Below are 17,638 nucleotides of genomic sequence, written 5' to 3'. Positions count from 1 at the left end.
TCAGCCCAGCGCGCGGCTCCGACAGGCCCGATGCCACTCCCTGGGCGGCAATCGGCGTCTCAGCTGCATCGTTGTCCAGCACCGACAGCTCCAGGTCCTCGTTGGTGATTTGAGTTCTCATACGTGTAGTCCGCATTCTGTCTTGTCGGTTCCTGCCCAGCGTCCGGCGCGGGGGTCGTCGCCGGGCGCCACCTTGCGGGTGCAGGGCTGGCAGCCAATGGACGGGTAGCCCTGTGAAAGCAGCGGGTTGACGGGAAGAAGGTTGTCGTCGGAATACTGCACCAGCTGGTCGAAGGTCCAGGCCGCCACCGGGTTGACCTTGACCAGGCCGTTGGCCTCGTCCCAGGTGATCAGCGGCGTGTTGGTGCGGGTGGGCGCCTCGTCGCGGCGGACTCCGGTGAACCAGAGCTCGTAGCCGGCCAGGGTGCGGCGCAGCGGCGCCACTTTGCGCAGGGCGCAGCACTGCGCGGGGTCGCGGGCGAAGAGGTCCTTGCCCAGGAGCCGGTCCTGCTGTTCCACGGTGTTCTCCGGCAGCACGTCCACGACGTTGACGCGCAGGTTGGCCGCGACCTCGTCGCGCGTCGCGTGCGTCTCCGGGAAGTGGTATCCGGTCTCAAGGAACAGGACGTCGACGCCGGGGAGCTCGTCCGCGACCAGCGCCGGGAGGACCGCATCCGCCATGGAGCAGGCGACGGCGACAGTCGGCAGTTCGAAATTGCGGGCCACCCAGGCAATGACGTCGCGGGCCGGGGCGTCCCAGCCGAGCTCGGCGGCGCCGGCCTCGGCGAGGGCCTTGAGCTCGTCGTGGGAGCGGAGCGCTGCGGTCACTGCAGATCACCCTCTTCCGCGGCGAAGGCCCACTCGGCGAAGCTTTGGCCCTCGGAGCGGTCGGCGACGAACTTGCGGACCACGCGTTCGACGTAGTCGGGCAGCTCCCCGGCCGTGACCTTCAGGCCGCGGACGGTGCGGCCCAGGCCTGCCTCCTCGCGGCTGTCGGACGCCAGCCCGCCGCCGAGGTGGACTTGGAAGCCCGGGGTGGGGTCGCCGTCGGGCGTTGGCAGCATCATGCCCTTGAGGCCGATGTCCGCCGTCTGGATCCGGGCGCAGGAGTTGGGGCAGCCGTTGATGTGCAGGGACAGCGCCTGGGGCAGCTGCTTGCTCTCGGCGAGGTCGGCCAGCCGGCGCTCCAGCTCGGCAACCGCCGTCGCCGCGGTCACCTTCGTTTCCACGATGGCGAGCTTGCAGAACTCGATGCCAGTGCAGGCGATGGTGCCGCGCCGGAACACGGACGGGCGGGCGGACAGGCCCAGCGCGTCGAGCTCGGCCACGAGCGGGTCCACCTCATCCTTGGGCACGTCGAGGACCACGAGCTTCTGGTGCGGGGTGGTGCGCAGGCGCTGCGAGCCGCGGGCCTCCAGGGTGTCCGCGAGCTTGACCAGCTGGCTGCCGGAGAGGCGGCCGGCCAGCGGGGTGGCGCCGATGAAGAACTTGCCGTCCTTTTGTTCGTGCACGCCGATGTGGTCACCGGGCGTTGAGGGCTTCGGGGCGGCCGGGCCGTCGGCGAGCTTGTAGCCGAGGTATTCGTCCTCGAGGACCTGGCGGAACTTCACCGGCCCCCAGTCGGCCAGCAGGAACTTCAGGCGGGCCTTGGTGCGCATGCGCCGGTAGCCGTAGTCGCGGAAGATGCTGGTGACGCCGAGCCACACGTCGGCGGCCTGGTCCGGCCGGACGAAGGCGCCGAGGCGCTTGCCCAGCATGGGGTTGGTGGAGAGCGCGCCGCCCACCCAGAGGTCGTAGCCGATGCCGAGTTCGGGGTGGACCAGGCCCACCAGGGCGACGTCGTTGATCTCGTGCACCACGTCCTGGCTGGGGTGGCCGGTGATGGCGGTCTTGAATTTGCGCGGCAGGTTGGCCAGTTCCGGGTCGCCGATGAACCGCTCGGCGAGTTCCTGGATCAGCGGCGTGGGATCGATGATCTCGTCCTTGGCGATGCCCGCCACCGGGGAGCCGAGGATGACGCGGGGCACGTCGCCGCAGGCTTCCGTGGTGGACAGCCCCACGCCTTCGAGCCGGCGCCAAATTTCGGGCATGTCTTCGACCCGGATCCAGTGCAGCTGGATGTTCTGGCGGTCCGTGAGATCGGCCGAGTCGCGGGCGAAGTCCACGGAGATCTGGCCGATGACCCGCAACTGCCCGGTGGTGAGCGCACCGCCGTCGATCCTGACGCGGAGCATGAAGTATTTGTCTTCGAGCTCATGCGGCTCAAGCGTGGCGGTCTTGCCGCCGTCGATCCCGGGTTTGCGCTGGGTATAGAGCCCCCACCAGCGGAAGCGGCCATGCAGGTCGGTGCCGTCGATCGAGTCGAAGCCGTGCTTGGAGTAGACGGACTCAATACGCTCGCGGACGTTGAGGCCGTTGTCTTCCTGTTTCCAGGTCTCGTTGGCGTTCAGCGGCGTGGTGCCGTCCACTTTCCACTGGCCGTGCGGCTTTGCGGCCGGGCGGGGAGGGCGCTTGGTGCGGCCGGCGGCAGCCTCGTCCGTGGACGCTCCGGCTAGAGCTGTATCAGTCATGCATCGACTGTAGGGGCGGCCGTAATCCCGTCACAAAGGGTCAGAAACGGAGAGTCACCTAGGGCAACATTTCGTCACGAACCGCCGAAAACCCTTGAAGTCGCCCTGCAGCTGTGCATCTGCGCGGACCGTCAGGGCCGGGGCTGCCGGGCCCCGGCCAGCGCCGCGTCGTAGCGTTCCAGGGCAATTTCGGCGAGGACCGGAGAGGGCAGCAGCGGCGCCGTCACCAGGTCCGCGCCGGCCTTGGCCAGCTGGTCATGGAAGAAGCCGGGCGCCAGGAGATACGAGGCGATGACGACGCGGCCGCCAAGGTCCACCGCTCCGGCCGACTCCCCCGCGCCGGCACCGCCGGCGGCCTCCTCGCGGAGCATGGCGACGGCGTCGGGAACCGAGGGTTTGGCGGAGGCGCCGTAGGCGGCCACGATCCGGTTGGAACGCAGGGCACGGAGCTGGTCCGTGAGTTCCTCGACATTCTGTGCGGCGCTGGGATCGGAGGACCCGGCGGCGGCGAGGACCACGGCGTCGTTGTCCGTTACCCCGGCCTCGCGCAGCCGCGCATCGAGCAGCGCCGCGAGCCGCGGATCCGGCCCCAGCGGCGCCGCGGCCAGGGTGTCCGGCCGGCTCTTCACGGCGCGGGCGATGTCCACCTTGACGTGGTATCCGACGCTGAGCAGCAACGGAACCACGACGGCGGTTACCCCCGCCGGGAGGCCCGCCACGACGGCCGGCAGGTCCGGATCCTGCACGTCGACGTAGGCCTCGCGGACGTCCAGCCCGGGACGGAGCCCGGCGATGCCGTCCCGGAGCGCGTTGACCTCCGCGGCCCCGTGCGGGCTCGACGTGCCGTGGGCGCAGGCGATCAGGATGGGGGTATTCATAGCCGTTAGCGTAACCTTGGAGCCGCCCTATCCGCCCCCTTGCAACCGACCGGGACGCTTCATGACCTTCTCCTTCAGCCTTGTCCTGGTCTGGCTTGACCTCGCCGGCGTGTTCTTCTTTGCGGTCTCCGGCTCGCTGCTCGCTGCGCGGAAGCAGTTCGACATCATCGGCTCGCTGCTCCTGGCCTCGGTGGTGAGCCTGGGCGGGGGCGTCATCCGCGACATCATCATCAACGCGGGCCCGCCCGCCGCGTTCACCAACCCGGCATACCTGGCACCGCCCCTGTTTGCCACGGTGCTGGTGTATTTTCTGTTCTCCAGCGTCCAGCGCTTCACGTCGCTGCTGATGCTGTTCGACGCCGGCGGGCTGGCCCTGTTCTGCATCACCGGCACACTGAAGGCGCTGGCCGCCGGGATGAATCCTGTGGCCGCCGTCCTGCTGGGTGTCACGACGGCGGTGGGTGGCGGCCTGCTGCGGGATATCACCGCCAACGAGGTCCCACAGCTCTTCGACCCCAAGGATCTGTACGCTCTGCCGGCGTTCGCCGGGTCGGCGTTGACCGTGATCCTGTCCCTTACGGGGACCTTCACCGCGGTGAGCGCCTGCGCCGTCGCCGGGCTTGTCTTCGCCTTCCGGGTCACGGCCTGGCGGCGCCACTGGTACGTTCCGCTGGCGGTGCGCGGCTGGCACCGGCTGGGCCCGGACACCGCGGAAAACGACCGCTGAGGATTAGCTAGGATAAGACCATGACTGACATGTTCCTCGAGAAATTCCGCGCGCTTGTCCCGAAGTATCTCGAAGACGAATGGCAGGAAGAAGATGGCCTCCCGGCCGAGGAGCTCGACGCCGCCCTCGCCGAACACCAGTTCCAGGTCCCGATGGTCCTGCGCGAGTTCTACCTGGCAGTCGGCGGCTGCGAGGACATCATGGAGGCCTACCACTACTTCTGGGACCCCGAAGAGCTCGAAGTGGATGATGAGGGCTTCCTCATGTTCCTTGAGGACGAGGAAGAGCAGTTCACCTGGGGCTTCCGTGTGGGGGACCTCAGCATCCCGGATCCCATCGTGTACCGCCGCAACAACGCCCGCGGCCAGTGGAAGAGCGAGGAAGGGACCTTCTCCGAATTCGTCTTCGACATGTTCGAGTGGGCCTTCAACGACGAGGACGAAGAGTAGGCTCCACGGCCTCTCCTCCCCTCTCCGGCCGCCCCCTCTCCCATCTCCCTCCAGCCGCCCTCTCCCCCCTCTCTCCTGCGGCCGCCGATTCTCCCCTTGTTTGGCGTCCCCGCCGGCGTGTCCGGCGGAACCGCCGGCATTCTGTGGCAACGGGATTCCATACATGGGGAAATTCAGCGGATGACCCTGCCGCGCAGGACCTGCCCCACCTCATCGATCACCTTCTGCGGGTTGTAAACGACGTCGTGATATCCGTACCGGAGGACGGCGTAGCCGGTCAGGATGCTGGCGTTGTTCCGGCCCCGGTCCTTCTTGACCTGCGCGCGCTCAAGATGGGTGCTCCCGTCGATCTCCACGATCAGGAATCCTTCAAGCAGGAGGTCCACGACGCCGATCCCCGGCAGGTGCACCTGCGTCTGGGTGTAGATTCCCCGGCTCCTGAAGAGCAGCCTGGCAACGACCTCGATCGCCGAGTCCGCCGTGCCGTCGACCAGGGCCAGGACCGCGCGGGCGGCCCCGTTCCGGTTTCCCGGCAGCCGCCGGCGCAGATAGTCCAGCGAGGTGCGGCCCTGCAGCAGGGCACTTTCCACCATGACCGCAGCATCCACCGGGGGCAGGCAGCGCAGCGCGTGGAGCAGAGTGTCGGTGAGTCCGGCCACGGGGCGCGGGTATTCCGGTGGCACCAGGCTGCCGCGGTGGATGACCATTCCGGGCGCTGAACCGTGCGCGCACAGCAGGTGCAGCCGTGCGGGCTCGTGGAGGCGCCATATGCCGTGGAACGGCGCGGCGGAGGCACAGGTGAGCATGCCGTTCGCGAGCACGGCGGCCACGAAATCCGCCCGCGCCCCGGGCAGCGCCACCACCCCATGGCGGAGGCGGCGAATTTCCCCGGCAGCCACGGCAGCGCGGATCCTGTTCGGCGTAAAACCGGCCTGCAGCAGCGTGGCCGTGCGGGCAACCGAGCCGGCGTATTCCAGATAACCCGTAACGTCCATGGGGCAAGCACACACGCGGCATGACAGCCCCGGGGGCCACAACATCGGTTATGTGGACAACTCCGCACCATCCGCGCCGCTGGTATTCCCCGCTTTTGACCGTGTCCGACGGCGTGTCCCGCCAACGGCCGGCGTGCCTCGAAGCTGTCCGGCCAAAGGTGGGGAAACTCAGCGCGACAACGTCCGGCAATGAATTGCAATCTTATGACAAGAAATTTACAGATAGGTCTGGACGCTATGACATAACTGTCATAGACTTGTTTCTGGGTTCACCAAATGCCTCCGGTGGATCTGATGCGAACGGAGAAATGGCCCCGGTTCGGCACAACGGAAGACTCGAACGTTGTGAGGAACCGGGGCCATTCCGTTTAAGCCGGAAGCCAGGCTAATCGGCAGGCTGCACCCAGCCGGAAGAACCGGCCGGGGAGCGACTCCGGCCCGGCTGTACCGCCGGGCTTGGCGTAGCTGGTGTGGCCGGCGCCAAGGGCTCAGCGGCAGGAGGCCGGGGACTTAGCTGCTGCGGTCCACTACGGCGTGGGCGAAGCTGGTCAGCGAGGCCTTTACGACGCCCTCAGGCAGCGGGGCAAGGGCGGCAATGGCCTCATCGGCCCAAGTGCGTGCCACCACCCAGGACTGTGCAGTGACGGGGTGCTCCCGGAGTCCGGCCACGGCGGCGGCCAGGGCCTCATCCGAGCTGAGGTCACCGTCGATCAGTGTCAGCAGTTCGACGGCGGCCAGGTCGCCGTCGCGGGCCGCGTTGCGCAGCAGCAGCACGGGCAGGGTGGGCACGCCCTCGCGCAGGTCGGTTCCCGGCGACTTGCCGGACTTGACCTTGATCCCGGTGACGTCGATGACGTCGTCGGCGAGCTGGAAGGCCACGCCCACCTTCTCGCCGTACTCGACCAGGATCGGCTCGTAGGCTTCGTCGGCGCCGGAGAAGATCGCACCCAGCTGCCCGGAGGCGGCCACGAGCGAGCCGGTCTTGTCCGCGATGACGGAGAGGTAGTGCGCCAAGGGGTCCTCGTCCGGGCGCGGTCCCACGGTCTCGTGCAGCTGGCCCAGGCAGAGCCGTTCAAAGGTGCGGGCCTGGATGCCAAGCGCCCGGGACCCGAGCTCCGAGACCAGGATGGAGGCGCGCGCAAAGATGAGGTCGCCGGTCAGGACCGCGACGGAGTTGCCCCAGACCTCGTGGGCCGTCGGCGCCCCCCGGCGGAACGGCGCGGAGTCCATGACGTCGTCGTGGTAGAGGGTGGCGAGGTGCGTCAGTTCGACGACGACGGCGGCCTGCACCACTGCGGGCAGGGAGGCGTCGCCAAGGTGGGCGCACAGCAGGGTCAGCAGCGGGCGGATCCGCTTGCCTCCGGCTTCCACGAGGTGGCGCGACGTTGCGTCAGCCAGGGGATCGGAGTTGGCAATGGCTTCGCGCAGCTTCTTCTCGACGCGCGCCAGGTTGGTGGTGAGCGCCGGGCCCAGCTCGGGGTCGCCCGCGATGGCCGAGAAGCCTGCCGGCAGCTGGAGCCCGGTGGCGATCGCGGTGGTGTTGAGGCTGGGTTCAGCGCTCGGCAGGCCGTGTCCGGCGTGCGTCCAGCTTTGGTCTGCAGAGTTGGTCACGGGTTAACCCTAACTTTTTGTTGCGGAAACCGCGGAGTTGGCGCCGGAGTGCGGAACGCTGTCCGTGGTGGACGCGGCCTTGTTGGACGTTGCCTGATTGGACGTGGCGGGAACCAGGGATTCCAGGACCCGGATGACCCGGTCCTCGAAGCCCTTGGCGGCGGGATCGGTGAGGTTGGCCAGCATCCGCACCACGAAACGCATGAGCACGGGAACAGGCATACCCGTCCGTAGGGCCAGTTTCATAACGGCCGGCTTGCCGATCAGGGCGGCGAACGCCCGTCCCAGTGTGAAGTGTGAGCCCCACTGCTGGCGCACGTAGTCGGCGTACCGGGCAAGGTGCGCGTCGGCGTCGGCCGCGCTCCAGCCTGCCGACGCGGACCGGGCGGCGCCGTCGATGATGAATTCGGCCGCGAAGCGGGCGGACTCCATGGCGTAGGAGATGCCCTCGCCGTTGAACGGGGAGACCATCCCGCCGGCGTCGCCGAGGAGCAGCAGGCCGGGAGAATAGTGCGGGGTGCGGTTGAAGCCCATGGGCAGCGCGGCGCCACGGATTTCGCCCACCTGGTTGTCCGGGGTGAAGCCCCAGTCGGCGGGCATGCCGGCGGTCCATTCGCGCAGCACCTGCTTATAGTCCAGCTTGCCGAAGTCCTTCGAGGAGTTCAGGATGCCCAGGCCCACGTTGGAGGTGCCGTCGCCGACGCCGAACACCCAGCCGTAGCCGGGCAGGAGCTTGCCGTCGCGGCCGGGAAGCTCGAGCCAGCCTTCCATCCAGTCGTCGTCGTGCCGCGGCGAGGTGAAGTAGGTCCGCACAGCCACGCCGAGCGGCCGGTCGTCGCGCTTGCCGATGCCCAGTGAGACGGCGGTGCGCGTCGAGTTCCCGTCGGCGGCGAGGACTACGTCGGCGCTGAAGTCGCGCGTCTCGCCGGTCTTGCGCCCGGAGTTGTCCAGCAGCGCGGCGCGCACGCCGGTGACCCGGCCATCCTCGGAGCGCAGCGCCTCGGTGACGCTGTGGCGTTCCAGCACGACGGCGCCCGCGGACTGGGCATGCCGGGCGAGCTGTTCGTCGAAGCCGAGCCGGGTGCGGATCAGCCCGTACTGCGGGAAGTCGGCAACCTCCGGCCAGGGCAGTTCGATCGTGCGGCCGCCGGCGATCAGGCGCAGGCCCTTGTTCCGCCGCCAGCCGTCGGTTTCGGGGTGCGCGAGTCCCAGCTTCTGGATCTCGCGGACCGCGCGCGGGGTGAGTCCGTCGCCGCAGACCTTCTCGCGGGGAAAGCTGGTTTTCTCCAGCACCGTGACGTCAATGCCGGCTTTGGCAAGGTAGTAGGCGGCGGTGGATCCGGCCGGGCCCGCCCCGACGATCAGTACATTCACAGCAGGGATCGGCTATCGGCCGGGCCGGGTGATGTTGCGGCGCAGCTTGGCCACGGGTCCGGTGTGGGCGGCCAGCGCCGCAGCGCCGGCGGCAGGGCCGGTTGAGGGGTCGGCCGGTTTCTGGGCCCGGTGCACGGCGACGATGCCGCCGCTGAGGTTGCGGTACGTGACGGATTCCCAGCCGGCCTCCTGCAGCCAGGCCGCAAGGTGGTCCTGGTCCGGCCAGGCGCGGATGGACTCGGCGAGGTAGACGTAGGCGTCGGGGTTGGAGGAGGCCTTGACGGCGATGGCCGGCAGGGCCCGCATGAGGTATTCGGTGTACATGGTGCGCCACAGCGGCACCACGGGCTGGGAGAACTCCGCGATGACCAGCCGGCCGCCGGGCTTGGTGACCCGCAGCATCTCGGCCAGGGCCTTCTTCGGCTCGTTGACGTTGCGCAGGCCAAAGGAGATCGTGCTGGCGTCAAAGGTGTTGTCCGCGAACGGCAGGCGGGTGGCATCCCCGGCGATGAAGTCGATGTCCGGGCGGCGGCGCTTGCCGACCTTGAGCATGCCGAGGGAGAAATCGCAGGCGATGACGTTGATGCCTGCGTCGGCGTACGGCTCGCTGGAGGTGCCGGTGCCGGCGGCGAGGTCCAGGACGTGCTGGCCGGCCGATACGCCCATGGCCTCCACCACCACCTTGCGCCAACGCCGTGTCTGCCCCAAGGACAGGACATCGTTGACGACGTCGTATTTGGGGGCGACGTCGTCAAACATCGTGGCTACTTCGTCCGGACGCTTATCCAAGGATGCTCGGTTCACCCTGACATTGTCTCAAATGATCGGCGCTCCCACGAACGGGCCGCCAATTGACGCGGCTTTCACCTGCGGCAACGGCCGCCACGGCCCCGTGCAGGCCCGGCCGGCTCGTGTATATCCACCCAATGGGCGATCACGGGCTAGTGTTATGCCATCATGACGAGCACGTTCCGCACCTTGACAGTCCCCCTCGATGCCGAAACTTTCCCCGGGGGCCTGCCGTCGTTTCTGGTCCGGGACGATGTCCTCTGCTGGACCCGCCGCGAGGCCGGTCTCGTGGGCTTCGGCGAGATTGCCCGTTTCACCGCCACCGGGCCCGAGCGCTTTCTGGAAGCGGACATCTGGTGGCGCCACCAGGTCCTGGAGGCAGACATCCAGGACAGTGTGGGCTGCCCAGGCACCGGCCCGGTCGCCTTCGGCTCCTTCGCCTTCTCCAAGGCCTCCGCCCATGAGTCCCGGCTGCTGGTCCCGGAAATCGTTGTCGGGCTCCGTGACGGCCAGGCCTGGCTGACCCAGCTCACGTTCGACGACGGCGACCTCACCGAAGCCGGTGCCCGCGCCGCCCTGGAGCGCTGGCTTCACAGCACCAGCGCCAATCCCGGGACCGGCGCCAATCCGGGGACCAGCGCGACCGTGGTGGACGACCCGGTGCCGGCGGCCGCGCAGGCCGGTGGCGCCGTCGTCCGTCCTTTGCCATTGGCCGCAGGGGCAACGTTGCACACCGGCTCGCTCAGCGAGGAAGGCTGGATGGCCGCCGTTGCCGCCGGCGTCGCGGAGATCCGGACCGGCGCCCTGGAAAAGCTGGTGCTGGCGCGGGACGTCGTGGCCACCGTCCCCACCGGCGTCAAGGCCGCCGAGGTGCTGCGCGAACTGTCCGCCCGGTACCGCGAATGCTGGACGTACGGGGTGGACGGGCTGGTGGGGGCCACTCCGGAAATGCTGATCCAGGTGGAGGGCCGCACCGCGCAGGCGCGCGTCCTGGCCGGCACCCTGGACCGCCGCGACGCCGATGGCATGGCGGGCTCGCCGCTGGAATTCGCCGAACGGGTGCTGGCCGGCTCCGAGAAGCAGCGGCACGAACACGACATCGCAATCCAGTCCCTGACCACGCAGCTGGCCCCGTTTTCCGAGGCCATGAACGCACACAGCGAGCCCTTCATCCTCGAACTGCCCAATGTGTGGCATCTGGCCTCGGACGTCAAGGCTGAACTGGCCGAGGTGGAAGGCCACGTCCCCACGTGCCTGGCCCTGATCAACGCGCTGCATCCGACCGCCGCCGTCTGCGGTACCCCCACCACCGTGGCCGGGGCGCTCATCCGCAAGCTCGAGCACCTGGACCGCGGCCCGTATGCCGGGCCGGTCGGCTGGCTCGACGCGGCCGGCAACGGCGAGTGGGGCATCGCCCTGCGTGGCGCCGTCATCGAATCCCCGCACACGGTCCGGCTCTATGCGGGCTGCGGAGTGGTGGACGGCTCGGTTCCCGAGACTGAGCTCGCCGAGACGTGGGCGAAGTTCCGGCCGATGCTGGAGTCGCTCGGCATCAGCAGCTAGGCCGCGGGGCCGGTGACGCCGGCCGGGCCGGCGAATCGGCCGTCGGACTTGCACCGCAGGAACTGGCGAAACGGACAGGAATCCGGGATCACAGACAGATCGGGCATTGAAGATATTGCATTCGGGTCTGGTTTAGTTATCCAATAGTGAAACTTAGTTTTCTGTGACGTACATCTCTTGTTCGGCGATACACTATAAATCGGCCTCGTTACGCATCCCTCCGGCAACAAAAGGTAAGAAAATGCAGATCTCCCCTTCGCTCCTGAGCAACCCCGCAATGAAGGTCGCCACGGTGCTCGCCGTCGGCGCATTGGCCTTGACGGCCTGCACGAACGCCTCCGAGACCGGCCCCTCCGGCGCGGCTTCCGCTTCGGGCAGTGCCGCGGCCAGCTTTGACCCCAGCACGGTCCAGAAGGACGATGCCCTGGCGGCCATGTTGCCCGAGGCGATCAAGGCTAAAGGCACCCTGACCGTGGGCTCGGATACCTCCTACGCCCCCGCGGAATTCCTCGGCACCGACGGCCAGACCCCCGTGGGCTACGACGTCGACATCGCCAAGGCGATCGGTGCGGCGCTCGGCCTGAAGGTCCAGGTCCAGACGGCCGAATTCACCGGCATCCTTCCGGCTCTCGGCCCGAAGTACGACCTCGGGGTCTCTTCCTTCACGATCAACCCGGAGCGGCTTGCCGCGGTGAACATGGTCAGCTACTACCAGGCAGGTACCGGCTGGGCCGTTCAGAAGGGCAACCCCAAGAAGATCTCCCTCGATGACCTCTGCGGCAAGTCCATCGGCGTGCAGACCGGCACCATCCAGGAAGATCCGGACCTCTCGGACCGCAACAAGAAGTGCACCGCCGAGGGCAAGCAGCCCATTAACATCGTGACCCTCAAGACCCAGACGGACATCACCACCCGACTGGTCAACGGCAGCATCGATGCCATGGCCGCTGACTCCCCCATCATCGGCTACGCACTGACCCAGACCAACGGCCAGCTCGAGAAGCTCGGCGAAGTCTACGATTCTGCTCCCCAGGGCATCGCCGTCGCCAAGTCGGACACGGCCCTGGCGGACGTCGTCCAGAAGACCATGACCAAACTGATGGAAGACGGTTCCTACAAGAAGATCCTTGAGGGCTGGGGCGTCACCGACGGTGCCATCACCAAGTCCGAGGTCAACCCGGCGGTCGCGTCTTGAGCCTCCCCACAACCGGATCCGCAGCAGGGGCAGAGATGGACAGCCATCAGGACCCTCACGCCGCACCGGTACTGAACAATGCAGTACCGGTACGGCACCCCGGCCGCTGGATCAGCGCCATCATCATCGTCGGCTTCCTGCTTGCCTTCCTGCAGAGCCTGTTCACGAACCCCAACTTCCGCTGGGACGTCGTCGGCACCTACATCCTGGACACCAAGGTGGTCCAGGGCGTCGTCTGGACCCTGTTCCTGACATTTGCGTCCATGGTCCTGGCCATCGTCCTGGCCATCCTCCTGGCGTTCATGCGGCAGTCCGACAACCCGGTGTTCCGCTGGTCCAGCTGGACCTGGGTCTGGTTCTTCCGCGGCACACCGATCTACACCCAGCTGCTGTTCTGGGGGCTCGCCACGGTTCTCTATCCGACGATCGTCCTCGGAATCCCGTTTGGTCCTGCAACCTTCACCTGGGTGACCTCGGACCCCACCCACGGCCTGATCCCGGCCATCCTGGGCCTGGGCCTGAATGAGTCCGCGTATCTCGCAGAGATTTTCCGGGCCGGCCTGAAGTCCGTGGACCAGGGCCAAAGTGAGGCCGCCGAGGCCCTGGGCATGACGAAGGGCAAGATCATGCGGCGGATCATCCTGCCGCAGGCCATGCGCGTCATCGTGCCGCCCACCGGCAACGAGACCATCGGCATGCTGAAGACCACGTCGCTGGTCCTGGCGGTGCCGTTCACACTGGACCTGACCTTCGCGACGAACGCCCTGGCCAACCGAATTTACCTTCCCATTCCGCTCCTGATTGTCGCCGCATTCTGGTACCTCGTCATCACCAGCATCCTGATGGTGGGCCAGCACTTCATTGAGGCGCACTACGGCAAGGGCGTGGACAACCGGGTTCCGGCAGCGATCAACCCCGCCGCCGCCAAGGCGTCCGCAGCCGTGGCCCCCAGCGCCAACGCCGAGCCGGACCTCAAGATGGACTTCCCCGAGGAGGAGGCGAAATGACGATCACCACAGAGCAGCCCCTGGTCAAGATCGAGGGCCTTCACAAGTACTACGGCACTCACCACGTGCTGCGCGGCATCGACCTGACCGTCAACCAGGGCGAGGTGTCGGTTGTGATCGGCCCGTCCGGTTCGGGCAAGTCCACCATGCTGCGCTGCGTGAACCTGCTGGAGACCATCAGTGCCGGGCGCATTTCGGTGGGCGGCGACCTGATCGGCTACCGCGAGGTCAAGGGCAGGCTCCATGACCTGAAGACCAAGGAAATCGCCGCCCAGCGCCGCGAGATCGGCATGGTCTTCCAGCGCTTCAACCTGTTCCCGCACAAGACCGCGCTGCAGAACATCATGGAGGCCCCGGTCCAGGTCAAGGGCCAGTCAAAGGCCGTCGCCCGCAAACGGGCACTGGAGCTCCTGGACCGGGTGGGGCTCGGCGACCGCGCCGGACACTACCCCTCCCAGCTCTCCGGCGGCCAGCAGCAGCGCGTCGCGATTGCCCGGGCCCTGGCCATGGACCCCGAGCTCATGCTGTTCGATGAGCCCACGTCCGCGCTCGACCCTGAGCTCGTGGGCGATGTCCTGAACGTGATGAAGGACCTCGCCAAGTCGGGCATGACCATGATCGTGGTGACCCACGAGATCGGCTTTGCCCGGGAGGTCGGCGACCGCCTGACCTTCATGGACGGCGGCATCGTCGTGGAGTCGGGCGACCCGCGGGAGGTCCTGGCCAATCCCCAGCACCCCCGCACCAAGGAGTTCCTCAGCCGGGTGCTCTAGCCCGGACAATTCCGCACCGATTTCGGACAGCCGCTACGTGGATCCACGTAGCGGCTGTCCTTTTTCTTAGCGAAAACGGGCGCTACGTCTGCGGGAGGCCTTCCACGGCCGTGGCCACCGCGGCACGGATGGCGCGGTGCAGTTCCCCGAGCCGGTGCCGGTCCGTGCGCACCTCGATGATGCTGCGGCCCACCAGCGGACCGGACAGCGCCTCGGCGAGTTCCGCCGTCGTGCCGACCTGGCGGTGCGGGACGCCGTATGCCGCGGCCAGCGCGGCGAGGTCCACCCGCTGCGGGGTGGCGAAGAGGCGTTCGACGGCGTCGCCGTAGCGCCCCGCCGCGGCGACTGTGCCGTGCTCCAGGAGCCCGAAGATGGCACCGCCGGCGTCATTGAGCACCACGATCCGCAGCTGCGGTTCGGTCTCGCCGGCGCCGAGCAGCAGTCCCCCGGCGTCGTGCAGGAACGTCACATCCCCCATGAGAACGGTGGTTTCCTGGCCGCCGCCAAGCGCGATCCCGGTGGCGGTGGACGTGGTGCCGTCGATCCCGGCCAGGCCCCGGTTGGCGAACATGGTGGCCTGGGGTTCCGCGGGCGGCGCCCCGGCGAGGTCGACGTCGCGGATTCCGTTCGAGGAGCCCAGGACCAGCTGCCCGCGGGCGTGTTTCCAGACTTCGGCACCCACCGACGGGCCGGTCGCGGCCGGGGATGCGGCCAGGATCAGGTCCACGGCATGCTGCGCGGCGGCTCCTGCCAGCAGCCAGGCATCGAGCCAGGCGGCAGATCCGCGGCCGGCGAATTCCGCCAGGTCCGCCAGGGTTTCCAGCGGCAGTTCGGTGCGGCGGCCGGGTTCGTACCAGGCCACCGGAACGGGCTGGTACAGGGCCGACGGGACATCCGCCCGCTCCAGCAGCGCGCTCACCGGCCGGGAGAGCGTCGGCCGGCCGAAGAGGACCACGCGTTCGATCGGCTGTGCCGCGTCCGCGCCGAAGTGCTCGATCAGCAGCCGGTAGGGCCCCACCGCGTTGGGGCCGAAGCGGGCGTTGGAAGACGGCTCGGCCAGCAGCGGCAGGCCGTGCGCGCGGGCGAAAGCCTCGGCGACCTGGCCGGCGTCGTGCCCGGCCAGCACCACGGTGCGCCGCTCCGGCAGCGCCCCCGACGCGGCCGGAAAGTCCAGGGCCAGGGGGTTCCGGGCGGCCCGGTAGATGCCGCGTCCGGCGGCCGCGGGCAGCCCGTCGCCCACGGCCGGGACCAGCGGGTCGCGGAAGGCAAGGTTCAGCTGCACCGGCCCGGGCGGGGCGTCCTCGAAGGCGCCGGTTGCGGCACTGAGGGCCGTTTCGACGGCGCGCTGCGGATCGCTGCCGGCGGGCACGTCGACGGCGAAGCGGACGTGCTCGCCAAAGAGGTCCAGCTGCACGGTGGTCTGGTTGGCGCCGGTCCCCCGCAGCTCCTCGGGCCGGTCGGCGGAGATGACCACGAGCGGCACCGCGGCGTGGTTGGCCTCCATGACGGCCGGGAGGAGATTGCCGACGGCAGTCCCGGACGTGGTCAGGACGGCGGCGGGCGCACCGGCGGACAGGGCCAGGCCCAGGGCGGTGAAGCCGGCGGACCTTTCGTCGATCCGGACCAGCAGCTCCACCCGTCCGGCGGCTTCGGCCTCGGCCAGGGCGTAGGCCATGGGCGCCGAGCGCGATCCCGGGGACACCACCACCTGGCGCACACCGGCGGCGAGCAACGTGTCGACGGCGATGCGCGCAGCCTCCACCGCGGTGAGGCCGCCAGGAGCGGACGGGCCGGCAGCGGAATCCGCCGGACTCACATGTTCTCCGGCGTTTCGATGCCCAGCAGTTCCAGGCCGCCGGAGAGGCGGCGCAGCGCCAGCGCGCACAAGGCCAGCCGCGAGTCACGGACCGATTCCTCGGCTTTGAGCACCGGGCACTGGTCGTAGAACGTGGTGAAGAGCTGTGCGAGCTCAAAGAGGTAGCCGCAGAGCCGGTGCGGCTCAAGCGCGTCGCGCACCTTGTTCAGCGTCGCGTCGAACTCCAGCAGGTGCAGGGCCAGCGCGCGTTCTGCGGGTTCGACGACGGCGATCGCCGTGGCGGGGCCGCCGGATGCTTCGGCTGCCGGGGTGCCGGCCGCCGGAGTTCCCGCGGCGCCGGCTGCCGGCCTGCCGCCGTCGCCGGTGATCCTTTCCAGTACCCCGGCTTTGCGCAGGATGGAGCGGATCCGCGCCGCAGCGTACTGCACGTAGGGTCCGGTGTTGCCGCTGAGGGCGAGCATGCGGTCGAAGTCGAAGACATACTCGGTGTCGTGGCCGGTGGAGAGGTCGGCGTACTTGACGGCGCCGATGCCCACCTGGCGGGCGGTCACGGCGCGCTCCGCCTCGCTGAGCTCGGGCCGGCTCGCGTCGATGACGGCGCGGGCACGGTCCACCGCCTCTTCGAGCAGGGCCATGAGCTTCACCGGGGCGCCGGAACGGGATTTGAGGATCTTCCCGTCCTCGCCGAGCACGTTGCCGATCTGCACATGCACGGCCTCGACCGTCTCCGGAAGCCACCCGGCGTCCCGGGCACTGGCCATGACCATGCGCAGGTGCACGTTCTGCGGGGCGCCCACGACGTAGAGGATCCGGTTGGCCGCCAGGTCGCGGACCCGGTAGCGGATGGTGGCGAGGTCCGTGGTGCCGTAGCCGTAGCCGCCGTCGGACTTGCGGATAATCAGCGGCAGCGGCTGCCCGTCGCGGCCGGTAAATCCTGCGGGGAAGGTGCACAGGGCGCCGTCGCTGATCCGGGCCAGGCCGCGTTCCTCGAGTTCCTGGCACAGCTGTGCCAGATGCGCGTCGTAGGAGCTTTCGCCGGCGATGTGGTCATCGGTAAGGCTGATGCCGAGGGTGGAGTAGATGGCGTTGAAGTAGCGCTTGGACTGGGCGACCAGCCGCTGCCAGACGGCGAAAGTCTCCTTGTCGCCGCCCTGCAGGGCAACGACGCGGAGCCGGGCCCGGGTGGCGAAGCCGTCCTCGTCGGTGGCGGATGCATCGAACTTGGCCCGGGCGGCCTGGTAGAACGCGCTGGGGTCCTCCACCAGCAGCGCCGCCTCCGGGGAGTCCTCGCCGATCTCCAGCCAGTGTTCGATCAGCATCCCGAACGGGGTGCCCCAGTCACCGATGTGGTTCTGCCGGATCACGGTGTCGCCGAGGGCTTCGAGCACCTTGACGAGGCTGTCCCCCACCACGGTGGTGCGCAGGTGGCCGACGTGCATTTCCTTGGCGACGTTCGGGGAGGAATAGTCGACGACGACACGCTGCGGTGTCGCGGCGGGCGTGACGGCCGTGGCCGGGGACGCGGCCTGGACCGACTCTGCATTGAGCAGTTCCTCGATCCAGGTGCCGTCAAAGCTCAGGTTGATGAAGCCGGGCCCGGAGATTTCCACACTGGTGCAAATGCCGTCCAGGTTCAGGGCGTCCACGATCCTGGCGGCGGCGTCCCGCGGCGGCAGGCCGGCCTTTTTAGCCAGGGCCATGGCGGCATTGATCTGGATGTCGGCGAACTGGGAGGGCCTGACCACCGGATCCGTCTGCCGGAACTCTTCGCCAAACGCGGTGGCAATTGCAGCCTGGACTCTGGGGACAACCAATTCGGCCGGATTATTCACAGTCCCAAATTATCAGTTCGGCAAAAACCCGACGCTCCCTCACGTCCCGCCGCCAAAAA

At 68.4% G+C, this 17,638-nt stretch carries 15 protein-coding genes; 6 read left to right on the top strand and 9 right to left on the bottom strand.

Features of this window, described 5'->3' with window-relative positions; translation table 11 throughout:
- Nucleotides 1-117: 117 nt before the first annotated feature.
- The 3 genes from Y706_RS0111255 to Y706_RS25015 all read right to left on the bottom strand — a co-directional run bounded on the left by Y706_RS0111255 (nt 118) and on the right by Y706_RS25015 (nt 3,448).
- A complete protein-coding gene (locus Y706_RS0111255) occupies nt 118-828 on the bottom strand; it encodes a phosphoadenylyl-sulfate reductase (protein ID WP_028276669.1) in 711 nt (236 codons plus the stop codon).
- The gene (locus Y706_RS0111250; protein ID WP_028276668.1) at nt 825-2,570 is read right to left on the bottom strand and encodes a nitrite/sulfite reductase; all 1,746 of its coding nucleotides are present in this window, start codon (nt 2,568-2,570) and stop codon (nt 825-827) included. Before Y706_RS0111250 ends, Y706_RS0111255 begins: the two co-directional genes overlap by 4 nt.
- A gap of 131 nt (nt 2,571-2,701) precedes the next feature.
- On the bottom strand, nt 2,702-3,448 hold the full coding sequence (locus Y706_RS25015; RefSeq protein ID WP_043436026.1) for a sirohydrochlorin chelatase: 747 nt from the start codon (nt 3,446-3,448) through the stop codon (nt 2,702-2,704).
- A 61-nt stretch (nt 3,449-3,509) separates the two neighbouring features.
- On the opposite strand from Y706_RS25015, the gene Y706_RS0111240 reads away from it, so the two are divergent.
- On the top strand, nt 3,510-4,175 hold the full coding sequence (locus Y706_RS0111240) for a trimeric intracellular cation channel family protein (protein ID WP_028276667.1): 666 nt from the start codon (nt 3,510-3,512) through the stop codon (nt 4,173-4,175).
- A gap of 20 nt (nt 4,176-4,195) precedes the next feature.
- Entirely contained in the window at nt 4,196-4,624 is a 429-nt protein-coding gene (locus tag Y706_RS0111235; RefSeq protein WP_028276666.1) for a hypothetical protein, read from the top strand.
- A 173-nt stretch (nt 4,625-4,797) separates the two neighbouring features.
- Here the strand turns inward: Y706_RS0111235 and Y706_RS0111230 are convergent, their stop codons facing one another.
- The 4 genes from Y706_RS0111230 to Y706_RS0111215 form a co-directional block, all read right to left on the bottom strand.
- Nucleotides 4,798-5,619, bottom strand: a complete 822-nt coding sequence (locus Y706_RS0111230; RefSeq protein WP_028276665.1) for a DUF559 domain-containing protein — start codon at nt 5,617-5,619, stop codon at nt 4,798-4,800.
- Between the two features lie 510 nt (nt 5,620-6,129).
- Complete coding sequence (locus tag Y706_RS0111225; protein ID WP_028276664.1) at nt 6,130-7,230, bottom strand: polyprenyl synthetase family protein; 1,101 nt, start codon at nt 7,228-7,230, stop codon at nt 6,130-6,132.
- Between the two features lie 9 nt (nt 7,231-7,239).
- Nucleotides 7,240-8,604, bottom strand: a complete 1,365-nt coding sequence (locus Y706_RS0111220; RefSeq protein WP_028276663.1) for a geranylgeranyl reductase family protein — start codon at nt 8,602-8,604, stop codon at nt 7,240-7,242.
- A gap of 12 nt (nt 8,605-8,616) precedes the next feature.
- A complete protein-coding gene (locus Y706_RS0111215) occupies nt 8,617-9,408 on the bottom strand; it encodes a demethylmenaquinone methyltransferase (RefSeq protein WP_084476083.1) in 792 nt (263 codons plus the stop codon).
- A gap of 153 nt (nt 9,409-9,561) precedes the next feature.
- On the opposite strand from Y706_RS0111215, the gene Y706_RS0111210 reads away from it, so the two are divergent.
- The 4 genes from Y706_RS0111210 to Y706_RS0111190 all read left to right on the top strand — a co-directional run bounded on the left by Y706_RS0111210 (nt 9,562) and on the right by Y706_RS0111190 (nt 13,931).
- Complete coding sequence (locus Y706_RS0111210) at nt 9,562-10,956, top strand: isochorismate synthase (protein ID WP_028276661.1); 1,395 nt, start codon at nt 9,562-9,564, stop codon at nt 10,954-10,956.
- Nucleotides 10,957-11,197: 241 nt separating this feature from the next.
- On the top strand, nt 11,198-12,151 hold the full coding sequence (locus Y706_RS0111200; RefSeq protein ID WP_028276660.1) for an ABC transporter substrate-binding protein: 954 nt from the start codon (nt 11,198-11,200) through the stop codon (nt 12,149-12,151).
- 35 nt (nt 12,152-12,186) lie between these two features.
- Nucleotides 12,187-13,158: an amino acid ABC transporter permease gene (locus tag Y706_RS0111195; RefSeq protein ID WP_028276659.1), complete on the top strand. Its 972-nt coding sequence runs from the start codon at nt 12,187-12,189 to the stop codon at nt 13,156-13,158.
- On the top strand, nt 13,155-13,931 hold the full coding sequence (locus Y706_RS0111190) for an amino acid ABC transporter ATP-binding protein (protein ID WP_028276658.1): 777 nt from the start codon (nt 13,155-13,157) through the stop codon (nt 13,929-13,931). The genes Y706_RS0111195 and Y706_RS0111190 overlap by 4 nt, the downstream gene beginning before the upstream one ends.
- Before the next feature lie 82 nt (nt 13,932-14,013).
- Here the strand turns inward: Y706_RS0111190 and menD are convergent, their stop codons facing one another.
- The gene (gene menD / locus Y706_RS0111185) at nt 14,014-15,747 is read right to left on the bottom strand and encodes a 2-succinyl-5-enolpyruvyl-6-hydroxy-3-cyclohexene-1-carboxylic-acid synthase (protein WP_028276657.1); all 1,734 of its coding nucleotides are present in this window, start codon (nt 15,745-15,747) and stop codon (nt 14,014-14,016) included.
- Nucleotides 15,744-17,579, bottom strand: a complete 1,836-nt coding sequence (gene argS, locus Y706_RS0111180; RefSeq protein ID WP_028276656.1) for an arginine--tRNA ligase — start codon at nt 17,577-17,579, stop codon at nt 15,744-15,746. The genes menD and argS overlap by 4 nt, the downstream gene beginning before the upstream one ends.
- Nucleotides 17,580-17,638 lie beyond the last annotated feature (59 nt).

It is taken from the genome of Arthrobacter sp. I3, from assembly GCF_000520575.1.
GTDB lineage: Bacteria > Actinomycetota > Actinomycetes > Actinomycetales > Micrococcaceae > Arthrobacter > Arthrobacter humicola_A.
Note: the sequence above shows the minus strand (reverse complement) of the source record. Positions and strands in the feature narration are given on the sequence as shown.

What these genes read in the sequence shown, in the direction of transcription:
- Y706_RS0111250 (WP_028276668.1), bottom strand. Translation starts at nt 2,570, where the DNA reads ATGACTGATACAGCTCTAGCCGGAGCGTCCACGGACGAGGCTGCCGCC.
- Y706_RS25015 (WP_043436026.1), bottom strand. Translation starts at nt 3,448, where the DNA reads ATGAATACCCCCATCCTGATCGCCTGCGCCCACGGCACGTCGAGCCCG.
- Y706_RS0111240 (WP_028276667.1), top strand. Translation starts at nt 3,510, where the DNA reads ATGACCTTCTCCTTCAGCCTTGTCCTGGTCTGGCTTGACCTCGCCGGC.
- Y706_RS0111235 (WP_028276666.1), top strand. Translation starts at nt 4,196, where the DNA reads ATGACTGACATGTTCCTCGAGAAATTCCGCGCGCTTGTCCCGAAGTAT.
- Y706_RS0111230 (WP_028276665.1), bottom strand. Translation starts at nt 5,619, where the DNA reads ATGGACGTTACGGGTTATCTGGAATACGCCGGCTCGGTTGCCCGCACG.
- Y706_RS0111210 (WP_028276661.1), top strand. Translation starts at nt 9,562, where the DNA reads ATGACGAGCACGTTCCGCACCTTGACAGTCCCCCTCGATGCCGAAACT.
- Y706_RS0111200 (WP_028276660.1), top strand. Translation starts at nt 11,198, where the DNA reads ATGCAGATCTCCCCTTCGCTCCTGAGCAACCCCGCAATGAAGGTCGCC.
- Y706_RS0111195 (WP_028276659.1), top strand. Translation starts at nt 12,187, where the DNA reads ATGGACAGCCATCAGGACCCTCACGCCGCACCGGTACTGAACAATGCA.
- Y706_RS0111190 (WP_028276658.1), top strand. Translation starts at nt 13,155, where the DNA reads ATGACGATCACCACAGAGCAGCCCCTGGTCAAGATCGAGGGCCTTCAC.